17 protein-coding genes are annotated in these 16,194 nt (G+C 51.0%); 9 read left to right on the top strand and 8 right to left on the bottom strand.

Annotation, left to right across the window (positions count from 1 at the left end; all coding sequences use genetic code 11):
• The first annotated feature begins 68 nt into the window (after positions 1 to 68).
• Positions 69 to 785: a sialate O-acetylesterase gene (locus ACAW75_RS10720; protein WP_370728712.1), complete on the top strand. Its 717-nt coding sequence runs from the start codon at positions 69 to 71 to the stop codon at positions 783 to 785.
• Between the two features lie 88 nt (positions 786 to 873).
• Here the strand turns inward: ACAW75_RS10720 and ACAW75_RS10715 are convergent, their stop codons facing one another.
• Genes ACAW75_RS10715 through ACAW75_RS10705 form a run of 3 tightly spaced genes read right to left on the bottom strand, consistent with a single transcriptional unit; the run spans position 874 to position 3,017 of the window.
• A complete protein-coding gene (locus tag ACAW75_RS10715; RefSeq protein ID WP_370728711.1) occupies positions 874 to 2,163 on the bottom strand; it encodes an MFS transporter in 1,290 nt (429 codons plus the stop codon).
• 8 nt (positions 2,164 to 2,171) lie between these two features.
• Positions 2,172 to 2,399 (bottom strand): hypothetical protein, encoded by a 228-nt coding sequence (locus ACAW75_RS10710; RefSeq protein ID WP_370728710.1) that lies wholly within the window; start codon positions 2,397 to 2,399, stop codon positions 2,172 to 2,174.
• A 27-nt stretch (positions 2,400 to 2,426) separates the two neighbouring features.
• Positions 2,427 to 3,017 (bottom strand): TetR/AcrR family transcriptional regulator, encoded by a 591-nt coding sequence (locus tag ACAW75_RS10705; protein ID WP_370728709.1) that lies wholly within the window; start codon positions 3,015 to 3,017, stop codon positions 2,427 to 2,429.
• Between the two features lie 126 nt (positions 3,018 to 3,143).
• Between ACAW75_RS10705 and ACAW75_RS10700 the strand changes: the two genes are divergently transcribed.
• Entirely contained in the window at positions 3,144 to 4,253 is a 1,110-nt protein-coding gene (locus ACAW75_RS10700) for a bile acid:sodium symporter family protein (RefSeq protein WP_370728708.1), read from the top strand.
• 157 nt (positions 4,254 to 4,410) lie between these two features.
• Here ACAW75_RS10700 and ACAW75_RS10695 read toward each other — a convergent pair whose 3' ends face one another.
• The 3 genes from ACAW75_RS10695 to ACAW75_RS10685 form a co-directional block, all read right to left on the bottom strand.
• The gene (locus ACAW75_RS10695; RefSeq protein ID WP_370728707.1) at positions 4,411 to 4,674 is read right to left on the bottom strand and encodes a hypothetical protein; all 264 of its coding nucleotides are present in this window, start codon (positions 4,672 to 4,674) and stop codon (positions 4,411 to 4,413) included.
• Positions 4,675 to 4,763: 89 nt separating this feature from the next.
• Positions 4,764 to 5,882 carry a glycerate kinase gene (locus tag ACAW75_RS10690; RefSeq protein ID WP_370728706.1) on the bottom strand — a complete coding sequence of 373 codons (1,119 nt, stop codon included), beginning with the start codon at positions 5,880 to 5,882 and terminating at the stop codon, positions 4,764 to 4,766.
• A 97-nt stretch (positions 5,883 to 5,979) separates the two neighbouring features.
• Positions 5,980 to 7,020 (bottom strand): glycoside hydrolase family 43 protein, encoded by a 1,041-nt coding sequence (locus ACAW75_RS10685; RefSeq protein ID WP_370728705.1) that lies wholly within the window; start codon positions 7,018 to 7,020, stop codon positions 5,980 to 5,982.
• A 163-nt stretch (positions 7,021 to 7,183) separates the two neighbouring features.
• Here ACAW75_RS10685 and ACAW75_RS10680 point away from each other — a divergent pair, with 163 nt between their 5' ends.
• Both ACAW75_RS10680 and ACAW75_RS10675 read left to right on the top strand, forming a co-directional pair.
• Positions 7,184 to 7,867 (top strand): murein L,D-transpeptidase catalytic domain family protein, encoded by a 684-nt coding sequence (locus tag ACAW75_RS10680; protein WP_370728704.1) that lies wholly within the window; start codon positions 7,184 to 7,186, stop codon positions 7,865 to 7,867.
• A 116-nt stretch (positions 7,868 to 7,983) separates the two neighbouring features.
• Positions 7,984 to 8,688 (top strand): murein L,D-transpeptidase catalytic domain family protein, encoded by a 705-nt coding sequence (locus ACAW75_RS10675; RefSeq protein ID WP_370728703.1) that lies wholly within the window; start codon positions 7,984 to 7,986, stop codon positions 8,686 to 8,688.
• A gap of 105 nt (positions 8,689 to 8,793) precedes the next feature.
• Here ACAW75_RS10675 and ACAW75_RS10670 read toward each other — a convergent pair whose 3' ends face one another.
• Positions 8,794 to 9,969: a L,D-transpeptidase family protein gene (locus ACAW75_RS10670; protein ID WP_370728702.1), complete on the bottom strand. Its 1,176-nt coding sequence runs from the start codon at positions 9,967 to 9,969 to the stop codon at positions 8,794 to 8,796.
• A 68-nt stretch (positions 9,970 to 10,037) separates the two neighbouring features.
• Positions 10,038 to 10,628 carry a DUF6962 family protein gene (locus ACAW75_RS10665; protein WP_370728701.1) on the bottom strand — a complete coding sequence of 197 codons (591 nt, stop codon included), beginning with the start codon at positions 10,626 to 10,628 and terminating at the stop codon, positions 10,038 to 10,040.
• 92 nt (positions 10,629 to 10,720) lie between these two features.
• Here ACAW75_RS10665 and sucD point away from each other — a divergent pair, with 92 nt between their 5' ends.
• From sucD to porK, 5 genes are all read left to right on the top strand, one after another.
• On the top strand, positions 10,721 to 11,596 hold the full coding sequence (gene sucD / locus ACAW75_RS10660; protein WP_370728700.1) for a succinate--CoA ligase subunit alpha: 876 nt from the start codon (positions 10,721 to 10,723) through the stop codon (positions 11,594 to 11,596).
• Between the two features lie 32 nt (positions 11,597 to 11,628).
• Positions 11,629 to 12,864 carry a DUF4271 domain-containing protein gene (locus ACAW75_RS10655; RefSeq protein ID WP_370728699.1) on the top strand — a complete coding sequence of 412 codons (1,236 nt, stop codon included), beginning with the start codon at positions 11,629 to 11,631 and terminating at the stop codon, positions 12,862 to 12,864.
• A 72-nt stretch (positions 12,865 to 12,936) separates the two neighbouring features.
• Positions 12,937 to 13,722 (top strand): uroporphyrinogen-III synthase, encoded by a 786-nt coding sequence (locus tag ACAW75_RS10650; RefSeq protein WP_370728960.1) that lies wholly within the window; start codon positions 12,937 to 12,939, stop codon positions 13,720 to 13,722.
• A gap of 134 nt (positions 13,723 to 13,856) precedes the next feature.
• Complete coding sequence (locus ACAW75_RS10645) at positions 13,857 to 14,819, top strand: PorP/SprF family type IX secretion system membrane protein (protein ID WP_370728698.1); 963 nt, start codon at positions 13,857 to 13,859, stop codon at positions 14,817 to 14,819.
• Positions 14,820 to 15,044: 225 nt separating this feature from the next.
• Positions 15,045 to 16,193, top strand: coding sequence for a T9SS ring complex lipoprotein PorK/GldK (gene porK / locus ACAW75_RS10640; RefSeq protein ID WP_370728697.1), 1,149 nt, complete (start codon positions 15,045 to 15,047; stop codon positions 16,191 to 16,193).
• The last annotated feature ends 1 nt before the right edge of the window (position 16,194 follow it).

Raw genomic sequence — 16,194 nt, 5'->3', positions numbered from 1 at the left:
TTTGGGCGCTTATAGGATGGGTGTTCGGTTCGTTGGCGGCTAAGGCTCAAGCGACATTGCCGGCGGGGTTGGCACCAGCCAACTTTCACCTGTATTTGCTGGCTGGCCAATCGAATATGGCAGGCAGGGGCAAGGTCGACAGCCTGGATAAGCGGCCGCATCCGCGCGTCTGGATGCTCGACAGATCAAATCAGTGGGTGCCGGCCACCGAGCCACTGCATTTTGATAAACCAGCCGTTGTGGGCGTAGGGCCGGGACTGGCTTTTGGCAGGCAACTGGCCGATCAGGACACTGGTGTTTTCATCGGGCTAATTCCTGCCGCCGTTGGTGGGTCGGCGATTGATGCCTGGCAGCCTGGTGGCTATCATGAGCAGACAAAGAATTATCCTTATGATGAAGCGATCCGGCGCGTGCAGACCGCCCAACGCTCAGGTACGTTGCACGGTATTCTCTGGCATCAGGGCGAGAGCGACAGTAAACCTGAACTGGCTGCTGGGTACGAACAGAAACTGACCCAACTGATCAGCCGGTTCAGGCAGGAGATCAACAGCCCGTCTCTACCGGTCGTGGTAGGTACGTTAGGCGATTTTTATGTGGTGAAAAATCCGGCTGGCGAGCAGATCAATACGATTCTGCGTAACCTGCCTTCACACTTGTCACGGATTGCCTGTGCTGATGCGTCGGGTCTGACTGATGGCGGTGATGCTACTCATTTCAACGCTGCTTCGGCACGGGAACTGGGCCGCCGGTATGCAACGGCGATGCAGTCAATGGTAAAACCATGAATAGATAATCGGGGAAATGTGGGCATCGCTGGCCAACAGATTGAGAGCAGACCTGCATTGGTAGCTAATTCCCAATCTCCCGATCTCATCAGTCAATCAGCGTCGTGACCGGGCTGTCGGCCAGCGCCCTGTCGGTTGTTTGTGTCGCTTCTTTAGCTTGTTTTCTGACCAGTATACTCATCCGGTACACAAAGTAGATACAGACTAGAAAAGCAACAGAAACAACGTACCCAAGCAGATTGTAATTGGCCAGCGGACTATGCTGGTCTGCCTGAGTGACAATTAGTCCGGCCCCCACGGCGGCCAATCCACCTGCCATTTGCTGGAGCGATGCTGTAATGCTCATGTAAGCGCCCCGGTCTTTAAGGTCAGGTAGGCTAGTGCTGAGGATATTGGCGGGGATCATCCGGCTCATGATCCCCATGAACATAACGACGTTGATGACAACAATCTCCCAGATAGGAACAGGTGGCAAACTGGTGTAGATGATCACCATCAGAATGGCCAATAATGAACCCGCCGTGAACAGCTTGAACTTGTCAATGCGATCGCTTAAGCGGCCCACAACGGGCATAACGATCAACGAAGAAAGCCCAGTAATGAGGAAGATAAAGGGTAGCTGGGCCTGCTTCAGATGGATATTATTGATCAGGTAGGCACTGCCGAAAGGCATTAGCATAAATCCGCCAATGGACAGAAAGGCGACCGCCAGGTATCCTGTCTGATACGTTTTATTGGTTAGCGCATTCCATAAGTGTTGAAACGCGTTATCGGATGATTGCAAGGCCAGGTGCCTGGTAACAGGTTTCATCTGCAAGAGTATAGCCAGTCCAATCAACACCGCCAAGACAACGATCATCAGAAAAACAGCATGCCAGTTCCACAGATTAGCAAAATACAGCCCGACAGGAATGCCCAGTACCTGGCTGACAGCGAAGGCCATCTGGATAAAGCCCATAACCCGGCCTCGCTGGTTAATGGCAAACACGTCGGCAACGATAGCCATTGAGATAGAGCCGATCACTCCGCCAAACAAACCAGTAAGTATCCGGGCTGCCAGCAGCATCTCAAAACTGTTGGATAGGGCGCAAAACAACGTACCCGCTATAAACCCAACGTAGAAAAAAAGGAGCAGCTTTTTGCGGTCATATTTATCGGCAAATCCTGCGGCCAGTATACCCGATGCCCCCGCACTGAAGGCGTAGGAGGAGACTACCAGCCCAAAATTGGCGGGCGTCATGTGCAGCGTTTTCATCAGAATATCGCCAAGCGGCGATAGAACCATGAAATCCAGTATAACCGTGAATTGCAGTAGGGCCAGAATCGCGATCAGGAATTTTTGATACGCCGAGAAGGGAAGAGCGGGGTTTTGTTCCATAGTAGTGGTCAGTCTAATTCGGTACAGTTGAAGCCCAGCTGTTGAACCAACAGGGTGATAGCCTGCGGTCTGAGCGTGGGCGAGACAATGCGCAAGACACAGTCGACGTCATCAAGATCAATGGTCCATTCCTGAATTTCGTTGTGCGCATTCAACCTTGCTGCTACGCAATGTTTGTCGGCTATTGTCTGAATCGTGGTTCTAAAAACCAGGATGTGTGATAACGGGGTGCTCATCTGGCTGAGTAGGTACAGGTAAGAAAATTAAGGGGTCAGGGCTTTGATCACCAGTTGCAAAGCGTCTTCCATCAGTTCATCCGTGAGTTGAAAAGGCTTTTTGCCAAGCCCCTGGCCTTCGCTGTGAAACCGCAGCAAGGTGTAGAGCGGTCCGTAGGCGACACTCCAGAAAACTTCAGTTGCTACGGGCTTCAACTCGTTGTTGTCGATGGCATTTTGGAGAAACTGCGCCATGGTTTCCTTAAATACCTGCATCGTTTCCCTGAGGATTGTATCACCATAGGGAGTGTGGCGGAGCATTTCGTGATAGGCAACTTCGTTCGGATAGGTCAGCGCATACCGGGATCTGTTCTCCCATTGCCTGCGCAATCCATCCGCAAAGGGCATAGACGGTGAAAAGTCGCTAAACGTACAGGCCAGAAAGTCGCGGGCTATTTCGGTGCCAATTTGCTGAATCAGGTCGTCTTTGTCGCGGTAATAGATGTAAAGCGTAGCTACTGAAATGCCGCATTCTTTGGCCAGCTTGTTCATACTGAATCCATCGAACCCATTTTTGACAAGCAGTTCAATGGCGGTGGCCTTCACCAACTGTTCTTTATCGGTGTCTCTGGTACGCATAGATGGAATGACCGCACAAAGTTAACAGTATTTATAAATAAGCGTTCATTCATTTATGAAATTTTACCGATTTGAGTAACACTAATTGGGTTACTTTCTTTCGGTAGTAAATTTTCCTGAATCTATATGACTAGTTATAAAGCTATGCTCGGGCTGGCGGCTTTGTGCCTGCTGATCGCACTCTATGTGGTGGCGACAGATGCACTATCGGAAGCCGGGCCGTTCCTGATCAGTTCGTTATATGCACTTGCCATTGGTATCAGAGGCTATCCGCAGTTGAAAGGACTTTCGTTTACCGTCGTTATTATGGCTTCGGTCACGATGGCCTTGTACTATCCAGGTTATTTTGTTGACGTAAACGGCTACAAACTTTCCGGACTGATCACCCCGCTCATTCAGCTGATCATGTTTGGCATGGGTACGTCGATGAGCGTCCAGGATTTTGTGGGCGTAGTAAAGATGCCCAAAGGGGTATTTATTGGCGTCGTGAGCCATTTCATGATCATGCCATTGCTGGGTTTCACACTGGCCAACATCAGCGGATTTGAGCCAGAAATAGCCGCTGGCATTGTGCTCATCGGTTGTTCGCCCAATGGCATGGCCTCAAACGTTATTTCGTATCTGGCCAAGGCTAATCTGGCACTTTCTATTACCATCACAGCCATTTCCACAACGATTTCGCCATTTGTAACGCCGCTACTGATGAAGTTGCTGGCTGGCGCTTTTGTTGAAATCGATATGGTACACATGATGTGGGATATTGTCAAAATGGTGATTTTGCCGATCGGTGCCGGTTTACTGTTCAACAGGTTCCTGAGCGGAAAAGCCAAATGGCTTGACGACGCCATGCCAGTCGTTTCCATGTTCGGCATTGCCTTCATCATCGTAGTTATTACGGCGGCAGGTAGAACCAGCCTGCTGACAATCGGTCCTAAACTGATCGGTTTAGTACTCATTCATAACCTCTGTGGCTATATTTTGGGCTACTGGTCGGCGCGCATGTTTAAAATGAGTGAGCGAGACTGCCGTACTATTGCGATCGAAGTAGGCATGCAAAACGGCGGATTAGCGTCGGGCATTGCCAAAGAAATGGGAAAGATGGCAACCGTAGGACTAGCCCCTGCCATTTTTGGCCCATTAATGAATATCACTGGCTCAATGCTGGCATCCTGGTGGCATCGAAAACCTGTAGCAGAAGAAATTACCAGCCCCGACGTGCTGGCAGACGCTCGATAAAGCGCTAATGAACCAGTAAAAAATGCAACGCAGCGGGGGGTCATGCCACGGTAGCGCATCGCGCCATCGTGGCATGACCCCCCGCTGCGTTAATCCCCGCTGCTTTACTTGCAAGGGTTTACTGGCGATGTTGCCTCCTCCCTGACAGGAGTGTCGGTTATTCCTGGCGCACAACCAGATTCGCCGGGGGGTGCCAGCTTCCGTTGCGCCACTCAAACGCAAACGATTCAGGCATAACGGCCCACATCGACCATTTTCCCGCGTTAATTGTCTGGCTGGTATTCAACCGATACTCATAGGCGGTTACGGGTACTGAGTAGGTTCTCTGCTGTTCAGTGCCTGAAGTGGGTAAGCTAGCCAGTGCCGTTTCGTACGCTGCCTGACTAATAATGTATTCGGTTTTTGCGTCCTGACGGGCCATGGTGGTTTTGTATTTGACCAATAAACCAGCCGGCAGGTAGGAGTGTTGCCAAATACGCTCGCTTTTCCAGGTACGTTCCGTCCGTAGAATCAGGCGGGGTACATCGTCGCAACCGCTTTACTGAGCAGTTCAGCCGCCTGTTTATGAACTTCGGCCATGGAGAGATCGGGCGGTGAAACGGGAATGGCCTGTTGCAAGCCTAACTGCCTGATCTGGGCAGCGCTTAGATCAAGTTTGCCACAGAAAGCAACCACTGGCTTTTGTGCATCCTGAGCCAATTGGGCAATGCCCCGGATCGCTTTACCATCTAAGGTTTGGGTGTCTATTTTGCCTTCGCCGGTAATGATCAGGTCGGCCTGCTGCACCGCCTGACTCAATTTTGTGTACTGGGCCACCAGCGCAAAACCGGGTTCTAACGCCGCATTCAGGAAAACACGAGCCCCGAAGCCAACACCACCCGCTGCACCGCTCCCTGGCTCCCTGGCCGCAAAAACGGCCCAATCGCGCTCAACAACAGAGGCTATGTGCCGAAGCCCATCATCCAGCTTTCGCTGATCGCTCAGGCTCGCCCCTTTTTGGGCGCCATACACATAAGCCGCTCCAGTTGGCCCATATAGCGGATTGGTCACATCGCAGGCAACTCGTATACGTACCTGGCCAAGTGCCGGGTCAACTGCGCTCCGGTTGATACGTGCTATTCGGAGGAGATTTATCCCGCAGGGAAATACCGGCTGATCCTGCCCATCAAAAAATTGATAACCAAGTGCAGCGGCAATACCAATGCCCGCATCGTTGGTAGCGCTGCCACCAATACAAAGCACCAACTCAGTGATGCCGGTTTTTAGCGCATCGTGTAGCAGCGAACCGGTACCAAACGTGCTTGTATGCAACGGATTACGCTCCTGATCGGTGAGCAGATGCAGCCCAGATGCTTCGGCCAGCTCAACAAAGGCCGTTTGCCCATTACCAGACAAGCCGTAGCTCGCCCTCACGGGGCGCCCTAGCGGGTCGGCTACCGTGCAGGTACGGAACATACCCAGCGTAGCTTTCGTCAACAGGGCTACGGTGCCTTCACCTCCATCGGCAATGGGCTGGATCGTAACGGTCCAGTCAGGATGGTGTTGCTTCAGCCCATGCTGGATCGCCTCTGCTGCCTGTTGAGCCGTTAGCGACCCTTTGAATTTGTCTGGAACAACCAATACGTGCATATGAGTGGGGTAGAAGCCTGTTTACAGCAATACGCTGGTAAAGGCAATCTACCCGTTTCCTGACAGCCTTGTGCTCAGAAAAGCCTTCTCATTACCCTCATCGGGCCGGGGCAGGTGTTGGAACTTTCGGAATAGGCTGACCGAAATGAGGGGTACCATCCGTGTTCCAGGTAAACTGCTGAATATGAGGGGCCCGTTTATTGCCACAACCATCATTGGCACCGGGATTGGCGTGGTAGATCATCCAGCTTTGCCCTTTTCCATCCTCGAAAAAACCACCGTGCCCAGGAGCAAATACGCCGTTCTCGACCGACTGGGTAAAGACCGGCTGTGGCAATTTTGTCCAATTGGCTGGTTTCAGTAAACTACCTTTTCCCCGGTATGAAAGCAAGCCCAGGCAGTAATCGAGCCAGCAGGCATTGGCCGAAAAAGCGATATACAACCGCCCATCGTGCTGCAGCGCTTCGGGGCCTTCGTTGACAAAGATTTTAGGGACCTCTCCGTTTTTCTGCCAGGCCGCAGGTACGTCACCATGTTTTTCCCAGTCAAATTGGGGCGACGAAATTTTTGCCCGACGGCCTTTCTTCAACGTCCAGGGATTGGCCATTTCGCTGATGAAAATATCCTGCTGCCCATTCGTTCGGCCATCCCAACCCGACCAGACAGCATACCGTTTTCCGCGAAAATCGAACACCGACATATCGATCGCCCAGTGATCATCCCGATCGCCGATTTTACCGCGAACCGTCCATTCACCTGTAAATGGGTCGGCAGCACTATTTTCGATCACCCAGACCCGATGGCTCAGGTTAGTTGCCGAGTCGGCCGAAAAATAGACGTACCATTTATGATCGAGGAAATGGATCTCGGGCGCCCAAAGCTCCTTTGAATAGCCCGTTTTGGCGGGTGGCGTGAAGATTACTTTTCGTTCAGCGGTGCCTAGGTCTGCCAGATTTTTGGTGCGCCAGAGTGTCAGGTTGCTACCGGTGGTGTTCATGTAATAATACCAGCCTTCTTTCTGCAAAACCCAGGGGTCGGGACCCGATTGCTTGATCGGGTTAGTAAACGTGGCAGACTGAGCCAGTGAGACAGCGCTTGTCAGGGACAGGAATAAGAAGCAGAAAAGGGCATTTTTCATACATGAAGGGTTTACCGCCGCCACACCTTGATGAGCGGCTACTACTACTAAGACGGGAAAGCCAAAAAATAGCCCTGACTCCTGCTGAATTCTACCGAAAAAAGTAAGCCTATACCTTAACTTGCAGGTTGAGCCGTTTTCCTTCTGCCAGATCGTTGTTCGGATGAAACACCTTATCTATCTGCTTGTCCTGATAAGTGGCTGTACGTCACTGGAAACCAGAACACCCGTACAAACGGAGGTAGCTGCGCCTCAGCGACCCGTTGGCTCGCCCTTGTATACGAGCTTAGGGCTCGATACACTGGGCCTCAATCCGTCGGTGTTCGATCTGGCCTGGCGGGGCATGCAACTGGTGCCGAAAAAGAAGCCGTTCCTGCTAATTGCCGACATGACGCAGCCCTCATCGGCTAAGCGACTTTATGTACTTGATCTGGAAAAAAAGCAAGTACTCCTGCGTACCTACGTGGCACATGGCCGAAATTCGGGTGGGTTGATGGCTACCCAGTTTTCAAATCAGACCAATTCAAATCAGACGAGTCTCGGCTTTTACCGGGTCATGGGGCGATACCACGGAAAACATGGCCTGTCGCTCAAGCTGAAAGGGCTGGAAAAAGGGTTCAATGACAATGTTTTTGCCCGCAATATCGTGTTGCATGGCGCCGATTATGTATCCGAAGATACCGTTCGGGTGAAAGGGCAAATAGGCCATAGCGAAGGGTGTCCGGCCATCCCCAACGCGATCAGCAAATTGCTTCTCGATAAAGTAGAGGGAGGAGCCTGCCTGTTCGTCTACTACCCTGACCCAACGTACCTGGCGGCTTCGTCATTTGTTAAAGCACGCCTGTGACCAGTTGCTCAACTGAAAATTCCGTTAAAAGGCAGGTGCGCTGTCTATGTTAGTGAATCAAATTAGTAGACTAATGGTTTTCTGAAGACCAACAGCTCAATAAGCCCTCCGTCTGCATGAAACAAGCTTTGATCGCTGCTTTCTCGTTGCTCTCTTTGGCCACGACAGGTTCTGAAAAGAGCGCTACGCCTACCCCGACGCACCACGTTAATGCCCCAGCAGCTGTCACGCCTGCTCCTTCGGCCTTTCAACTATTATATGACGAACTACACCTGGCTGCGTCTGGCCTGAGTCGAGAGGCCTACCTCATTGCCTTGCGCGGCATGCAACAGATGATTGGCGCAAAACCGCTGCTGTCCATTGTTGACATGAGCCAGCCGTCGAGTCAAAAGCGGCTGTATGTGATCGATCTGGTGAAACGGAAGTTACTGTTCAATACCTACGTAGCGCATGGCCGAAACTCGGGCGAACTACAGGCCAAACGGTTTTCCAATACGAATTCATCGTTCCAGTCTAGCCTGGGTTTTTACAAAACATTGGGGTTGTACCAGGGGAAGCATGGCCTGTCGATGCAACTGCAGGGGCTGGAAAAGGGAATCAATGACAATGCGTTCGCCCGGGCGATTGTGATGCATGGAGCCGATTATGTTGGCGAAGAGTTCATTCGGCGAACAGGTCGACTTGGTCGTAGCCAGGGTTGTCCTGCGGTCTCAACGACCGAATGTTCTCCAATCGTTCGGACAATTGCGGGCGGCTCCTGCCTGTTCATTTACTACCCAGACAACACGTACCTGAAAAAGTCAGTGTTTCTAAAGTCATAGGAATAGCGCAAACAGAGCGGCACGGCAAACACAGCGTTTTGAAATGGGAGCAACTGCCCAGGTAAGAAAACGCTGTGTTTGCCGTGCCGCTCTGTTTGCGCTGCTCTACTGTTTAGCAACTGAGTCTGACCTCCGCCCGTAAACATCCTTGTAGTACACCAGCTGCCCTGCCTCATCTACATCGGCCAGATTATAGGTTACGAAAACAGGGTAAGGCTTTGGCAGTTTGAACGACGATGGTTTCTGATCGGTCAGGCAGCGATTGTAAAAACCCTCATCGAATTTTGGCGCACCCAGTACAAAATTGGCCAGTTCAACGGGCTTTTCCACGCGCACACAACCATGGCTGCGCCAGTGGTCGGTAGTTGCATTGAAAAGCTCCCGGGCGTTGGTGTCGTGGAGGTAAATGGCCGGTGGTCCGTTCAGCACAAATTTGATGAGTCCCAACGAATTATTACAGCCCGATCGCTGCCGGAACCGGTAGGGGAAATTGGCTGCTGATACGCTGGCCCAGTCAATCGTCTCGGGATCAACAGGTTTATCCCGTTTATCCAGCACGTCCATATTCTGACTGTCGAGGTAGCTCAGGTTGGCCTGGACCTTAGGGAGAATTTCTTTCACCCCAATGCCCTCAGGTACGTTCCAGTACGGGTAGGCTACCACTTCGGTCAGGTAACAATTGAAACGGGGAGTTGCCTTGGCTGCTTTACCAACGATAACAGCCATGGGTAATTCGCGCCGTCCCGATTTATCGAACACGGCCAGCCGGGCTGCCGGAATGTTCACCACGATAAACTTGTCGGATTCAAATCGATTCAGGTAACGGTAAAAATTCAGCGTTCCCTGAATTTCCTGAATCCGGGCAGGCGAAGCTGTTTTTTTTACTTCATTGTATTTTGTCAGCAATGACCGATAAGGGCCAAACGTCGCTGCGTCAGTTTTCAGGGCGGCCACTACATCTGTCGCCCGGGCGAACTTGCCAATTACCGCTGTATCGACTTTCTCCGTTAGTTTGGTAAACGACTGATTGGCTGGCACATGCCCATAGTGAATCTCAGTGATCAGCTTCTCCAGCTCAATACGGGCCAGCTCGGGGTTCGTTTGTGCCTGTACGCTGGCGAACTGCGTGGTGTCGATACCAATTGAGTCGGCAAAGTGCCGTGAAGCGTGCAACTGCCTGCCAATGCGTTGCTGGTTGTCTTCTTTTTTACAACCGGAGAAGAGGCTTGTCATTAGTAAAAACAGGCCGCCGAGAATGGTGTATGAGGTACGTTGAGTCATACTATAAAGACGAATGACTGTAGTGAAATGTTATCATTCGTTTGGTGAACTCCGTCAGCAAAGCCTGGTTACGGGGTCTGTTCCCGTTTGCGCATAGCGTATCCGAAGGCGACTAATGCTATGGCTATCAGGTAATGATACGCATCGATAGGGTGAAGGGGCAACACCAGGTGCTGCACTTTGGTGGCAAAGGCCATCAGCATTACGGCCACCACAAGCCAAACCGCCCACTGTTGTTTCTGTAACAGGGCCAGCACCGCAAGCAACATGACCAGTAGAATACCCAATGCCGCGACGACGGGGGCAAAAACGGCCACGTCAGGAAAGAATAAACCCACAAAAAGAAGCATGCCAGCACCGAGCGTGACGCTAAAGCTGACGGGCGATAATGGCCGATTGAGCACCGTGGCGTAAGTGGCCACCACAACAGCTACCACCCCCAGACTACCGGCTAGGGTCGTGAGCGAACTGTGTAATGGCTCCAGGGCGGTAAGGCCAGCAAAGGTGAAAACGCCTGCCAGAGCAGCCAGGGCGATTGTCAGAAAGAAAAAGCCCCATAGCAGGCGACTATAAAAAGGAACTCGTCTGAATGCTGTGGCGAAGACCCAGACACCCGTTGCGGCCAGCACCGCGTCGGAGATCATATGCGAAAGAATCATTGCGGAAGATACCGTTTTTCGGTCTACTTTTGCGCCGTTATCTGCAATATAGACGTCAACTCGCAAGGCATCGCCTACGATCCACGAACAGCATGAGCGTATTAGTAAACAAGCACTCGAAAGTGATAGTGCAGGGCTTCACTGGCTCTGAAGGGAGTTTCCACGCCCAGCAAATGATTGACTACGGTACCAACCTGGTCGGTGGAGTCACGCCTGGAAAAGGAGGCCAGACTCATCTTGGTAAGCCGGTGTTCAACACGGTATATGAAGCCGTTTCAACCGCTGGGGCCGATACATCGATCATTTTCGTGCCGCCAGCTTTTGCCGCCGACGCGATCATGGAAGCCGCTGATGCAGGCATCAAAGTGATCATCTGTATTACTGAGGGTATTCCTACCGAAGATATGGTGGGCGTGAAAGCATACCTGAAAGGAAAAGAAACGCGCCTGATTGGTCCTAACTGCCCGGGTGTTATGACGGCTGGTGAATGTAAAGTGGGTATTATGCCCGCGTTTATTTTCCAGAAGGGGAAAGTGGGTATTGTGTCGAAATCAGGTACGTTGACCTACGAAGCCGTAGACCAATTAACGAAAGCCGGACTGGGCCAGACCACGGCGATCGGTATTGGTGGTGACCCGATTATCGGTACTACAACCAAGGAAGCCGTTGAACTGCTCATGAACGATCCCGAAACGGAAGCTATTGTCATGATCGGTGAGATTGGTGGTGGTATGGAAGCCGAAGCCGCCCGCTGGATCAAAGCGGACGGAAACCGCAAGCCCGTTGTTGGGTTCATTGCCGGACAAACCGCACCGAAAGGGCGTCGGATGGGCCACGCTGGCGCAATCGTGGGTGGAGCAGATGATACGGCTGCCGCTAAAATGGCGATCATGCGGGAGTGTGGTATTCACGTAGTGGAGTCGCCCGCACTGATCGGAGATACCATGCTGAAAGCACTGGGTCAGTAATAGATAGATCGAAAGAGATAACGAGTGAAAGAGTGACACCGACCCCCCTGTTCCCTGTAAACTGGCAGGCCAAGTCGACACACAATCGTCGTCGTGTTTGGATACTGGTTGCGGCTGCCACCCTTTCACTCCTTCACTCGTTCACCCTTTCGCTCGTTGCGCAGGGCAGACAAGAGGGCGCAGGACCTGCACAGGCATATTTTCCCGTTCACGATTTCCAACAGGAATTTGTGATCTATGATGAGGCCTTCAAGGCCTACGTCCCCTTCATTGCTGAGCAGCACAGTGCCGAAAATGCGCTTAGTGCCTCAGTCGACATTGAAAGCAACCGACATTATAAGCTTCTGCTTCAGAGTAAACAGGATGGCTTTCTGTTTATTGACGCTGCACTGCGCAAAAAATGCCCGGCTGGTCAATGGCAGGTACTCGATATAGATAGCTTATACAGACTGTACCGAAAACCGTACCTATTTCTGACCCTCTATGGGCCACCCTCACTGGGGAACTGGCAGTTGCTCACCGGTTACCCCCGCGTGGCGGCAAACCAGACCATTCGCCTGAATGATGACCTGCTGAGCGTTCGTCCCCGAAACATATCACCATACGGTAACTTCTTTGGCGTTGGGCTGCTTTTCCTGCTGGCAGCACATGCGTTTTTATACACCTTTTTTCGGCGCGCATTTCAGCTTTTCTACAATCCTATCAACCTGATACGATTGGTTTCGCCCGATGAGTCGTTCGTGATCAATCGACCGTTGAGCCGAATTTCGCTGGCGTTTACGTTAAATCTAAGCTTCGTCCTGGCTTTCCTGTTCATGTATGTTCAGCATAGAAATGTATTCTTGTTCGGGTCAGGGCTATTCATACCAGCGCAACAAACTTTCTTCTGGCTGTTAGCTAGTTATGGAGTAATCAGTGTAGCTATCTTTTTACTACTCATTGGTAAATACCTGTTGATTGCTGCCGTTGGGAGCTTGTATAAATTCGATGCGCTGGTGAACTTACACTACTTCAAAGTGCTTCAGGCATCCCTGTTATTTACGACTATATTAGTACTGCTGATCACGGCCATCGGGCAATATGTTACCCTGGCAGACACGCCGGTAAGCTACGTGCTGATTCCGTTCATTAGTTTTTATCTGGGCCGGTTAGCCTGGCTATACCTGACCTTCGTGCAACTGATGCCGGTCAAAAATCTCTATTTATTTTCCTACCTTTGCATCGTGGAATTAATCCCGCTTGTGATCGGTATCCGGTTTGCCGTTTAGCAGGCATGTATCAGTTCAGCGTAAGTACCACACCGCGTAGCCGCCGGAATGCGTAACATAGAGGTAGATTCAATGAGCCATACCAACACACAGCCCACCGAGGAACGTCAGACGAAAGTCAGCCATGTGTTAGTGACCCAATCCAAACCCGCCGACGATAAATCTCCATATTTCGATCTGGCCGACAAGTACAACATTACCATCGACTTCCGGCCTTTTATTCAAATACAAGGGGTATCGTACAAGGAGTTTCGTAAGCAGAAGATCAATATTCTGGAGCATACGGCCATCATTTTCACCAGCCGGAACGCAATCGATCATTTCTTCCGTATCTGTCTGGAGGCGCGCATCGACGTACCTGCCGACATGAAGTATTTCTGTATTTCAGAGCAAACGGCTAATTATCTACAGAAATACATTGTCATCAGGAAACGAAAGATTTTTTCGGGCACAAAAACAGCGAAAGAGCTTTTCGACCTGATCAGAAAGCATAAGACAGAGAAGTTCCTGTTTCCGTGCTCGAACATTCGAAGCAATGATATCCCTGACTTTATGGACACCAGCGGTCTCCATCTGTCAGAAGCGGTCATGTATGAAACAGTCGCTACAGACCTGTCTGATCTGGATGTCACCCACTTCGATCTGATCGCGTTTTTCAGCCCGTCGGGAGTAGCATCACTCATGACTAATTTCCCCGATTTCAAGCAAAATGGAATCCGACTGGCGGCGTTTGGGCCAACTACGGCTAAAGCTATCACAGAGGCCGGATTGACCCTGGATATTGAAGCGCCATTACCCAATGCTCCGTCTATGACAGGTGCGTTGGACCTTTACATTCGGAAAGCCAACAATATTTAGGCCTTAGGCGTTAGAGGAAGGTCGGTACTAGCATAAAAAGCGGGTATCGACCTTTTTTTCGGTCAATATTTTGTGTTTACGGACGTTAATCAGGTAATTGAACAGGGTAATGACCGCCCGGATTTTCTTCGTCTATGCTTCGCAAACTCTACGTGTCTCTTGGTGGCTGGCTACTCGCGCTTACGGCGTTTGGTCAGCAAGACCCTCAATTTAGTTTTTTCCCGTTCGCGCCCACGTTCTATAATCCAGCAGCAGCTGGCTCAGAAGGACTTACCAGGGTTCAACTTATTTATAGAACGCAATGGGCGGGCTATCAGACCTCAAGTGGGGCTGGTGGCGCACCCACTACACAATTACTGACGGCCAATCTGCCACTTACCCGGCTCAATAGCGGGGTCGGTATTTATGCATTCAACGATGCAATTGGTCCGCAAAGCAATCAGTCAGTGCAGGTAGCCTACGCCTATCGTTTACCCTTAAAGTCAGGTACGTTCTCTGTGGGCCTGCAAGGAGGTGTCTATAACAAATCGATCGACTACAGCGATGTAATTGTTCGTGACCCGGGCGATCCGTTGGTTGGAGCGGGGAAGGTATCGCAATTGCAGCCCGACATAAGTGCAGGTATTCATTACAATACAGTCGATTATTGGGTAGGAGTGAGTCTGTTTCACCTGAATGCAGCCAGCTACAAGCTGGGCACTGCTCAGGCAATCAACCCGTTATCGCGTACCGCTTATCTGTCGGCAGGCTATCGGCTGGGGATAAGCTACGCACTGGACGTACAGCCCTCGATCCTGTATAAGTACAGTACTGAACCGGGTCCGCAGGCGTCATCACTGGATGTGAACATTCTGGGTACGTATAATAATCAGTACTTTGGCGGAGTGTCGTATCGCACTGGCGAAGCGTTCAGCCTTATGGCCGGGACAAATTTGTTAGCCAACAACGCGTTGCGGTTAGGATTATCCTACGACTTCACGATTGCCGGAGCTACTGCCAAACGCCCCGCTTCGTACGAAGTGCTGTTGAGCTATGCCTTACCAGCACCTAATACCAATAAAAAACCGATTATTCGTACACCACGCTTTAGATACTAAGCTCACTTTTTCAGCGTTTTCAGGCAAACGGACAGGCCAAGTCGACAAATTGGCGTTATTGTTGTTAGGCTGTTTGGAGCCACGCGTTTAATTTTGACCGTTTACGCCTTTTTAGCGATTCTAAGCAATTACCGCTTCTTTCTGACAATCAAAATTTACATACAATAAGCGTGAGGATTTTCGTTCTTACGTCAGTCTTGCACAAGTTTTATGCAGTTTATACATATGAAATCGAACCGAATGCCGGCATATACACTCCGGGGCGTATTGGTTGTGGCGACAGTGCTGGTTTTGCAGAGTTGCGGCTTTTTTAAGTCTAAGTTTGGGGGCGGTAAGGCAGGCGATGTCGGCGTAAGCAACGGTGAGATTGTGGCTAAGTCCCGACCAGGTTACCGGCAAACGACACCTTACGGTATGGTGCTTATCCCTTCAGGCTCATTCATTATGGGTCAGGCTGACGAGGATATTGCCGCGACACAAATCAACATGAACCGGCGGGTAACCATCAGTTCATTCTACATGGATGATACGGAAATCACCAACCACGAGTATCGTCAATATGTAAACGCCATGCTGGCCGATTCGGCTGCCTCGATCGGCGAAGAAGAGATCATGGCAAAATATTACCCCGATACAACTGTTTGGAAGAACGACTTTACGTATCATAACGGTGACCCAATGCTTGAGTATTATTACAGCCACCCTGCTTTTGATACGTACCCGGTTGTTGGTGTAAACTGGAAAGCTGCCCAGCACTTCTGCCAGTGGCGTACTAACCTGTACAACGATTACCGGACAAAAGAGAGTCTGGTGAACTCACCCCGTTTCCGGTTGCCTTCTGAAGCAGAATGGGAATGGGCGGCCCGGGGTGGTAAACAAGGCGCTAAATATCCTTGGGGTAACCCATATGTGGCGAACGGCAAAGGTTGCTACCTGGCTAACTTCAAACCACAACGTGGGAATTTTGATGCCGACGGCTACCCATATACAGCACCTGCTAACCAGTACAACGCCAACGAATATGGCCTGTACAACATGGCTGGTAACGTAGCTGAATGGTGCCGCGATGCCTATGCCGACAATGCGAATGCTATTGTGTGGGACATGAACCCGGACAACCAGAATCCAGACGAACCGCGTAAAGTGGTGCGCGGCGGTTCCTGGAAAGACATTGCCTATTACCTGGAATCAGGTACACGTACCTACGAAGACGAAAACGCCCGTCGGTCATACATCGGTTTCCGTTGCGTGATGGATAACCTCGAAGGCCGCACAGCGTCGGCAAGAGGTGGTCGTTCCTCAGGACGCTCGTCATCGAAATCGTCTACCAAGGCCAGTAAAGCCGATAAAGGCATGAAAAACAGTAAAGCTTAAC

Origin of the sequence: Fibrella arboris, from assembly GCF_041321095.1 — a bacterium.
GTDB classification, from domain to species: Bacteria; Bacteroidota; Bacteroidia; order Cytophagales; family Spirosomataceae; genus Fibrella; species Fibrella arboris.
This window is presented reverse-complemented; position numbering and strand designations above follow the sequence as displayed.

Bases quoted from the DNA above. Each gene is read 5' to 3' on its own strand.
- ACAW75_RS10710 (WP_370728710.1), bottom strand. From the start codon at position 2,399: ATGAGCACCCCGTTATCACACATCCTGGTTTTTAGAACCACGATTCAG.
- porK (WP_370728697.1), top strand. From the start codon at position 15,045: ATGAAATCGAACCGAATGCCGGCATATACACTCCGGGGCGTATTGGTT.
- ACAW75_RS10715 (WP_370728711.1), bottom strand. From the start codon at position 2,163: ATGGAACAAAACCCCGCTCTTCCCTTCTCGGCGTATCAAAAATTCCTG.
- ACAW75_RS10705 (WP_370728709.1), bottom strand. From the start codon at position 3,017: ATGCGTACCAGAGACACCGATAAAGAACAGTTGGTGAAGGCCACCGCC.
- ACAW75_RS10695 (WP_370728707.1), bottom strand. From the start codon at position 4,674: ATGGCCCGTCAGGACGCAAAAACCGAATACATTATTAGTCAGGCAGCG.
- ACAW75_RS10665 (WP_370728701.1), bottom strand. From the start codon at position 10,628: ATGATTCTTTCGCATATGATCTCCGACGCGGTGCTGGCCGCAACGGGT.
- ACAW75_RS10650 (WP_370728960.1), top strand. From the start codon at position 12,937: ATGAGCCATACCAACACACAGCCCACCGAGGAACGTCAGACGAAAGTC.
- ACAW75_RS10675 (WP_370728703.1), top strand. From the start codon at position 7,984: ATGAAACAAGCTTTGATCGCTGCTTTCTCGTTGCTCTCTTTGGCCACG.
- ACAW75_RS10645 (WP_370728698.1), top strand. From the start codon at position 13,857: ATGCTTCGCAAACTCTACGTGTCTCTTGGTGGCTGGCTACTCGCGCTT.
- ACAW75_RS10700 (WP_370728708.1), top strand. From the start codon at position 3,144: ATGACTAGTTATAAAGCTATGCTCGGGCTGGCGGCTTTGTGCCTGCTG.
- ACAW75_RS10680 (WP_370728704.1), top strand. From the start codon at position 7,184: ATGAAACACCTTATCTATCTGCTTGTCCTGATAAGTGGCTGTACGTCA.
- ACAW75_RS10690 (WP_370728706.1), bottom strand. From the start codon at position 5,882: ATGCACGTATTGGTTGTTCCAGACAAATTCAAAGGGTCGCTAACGGCT.
- ACAW75_RS10670 (WP_370728702.1), bottom strand. From the start codon at position 9,969: ATGACTCAACGTACCTCATACACCATTCTCGGCGGCCTGTTTTTACTA.
- sucD (WP_370728700.1), top strand. From the start codon at position 10,721: ATGAGCGTATTAGTAAACAAGCACTCGAAAGTGATAGTGCAGGGCTTC.
- ACAW75_RS10685 (WP_370728705.1), bottom strand. From the start codon at position 7,020: ATGAAAAATGCCCTTTTCTGCTTCTTATTCCTGTCCCTGACAAGCGCT.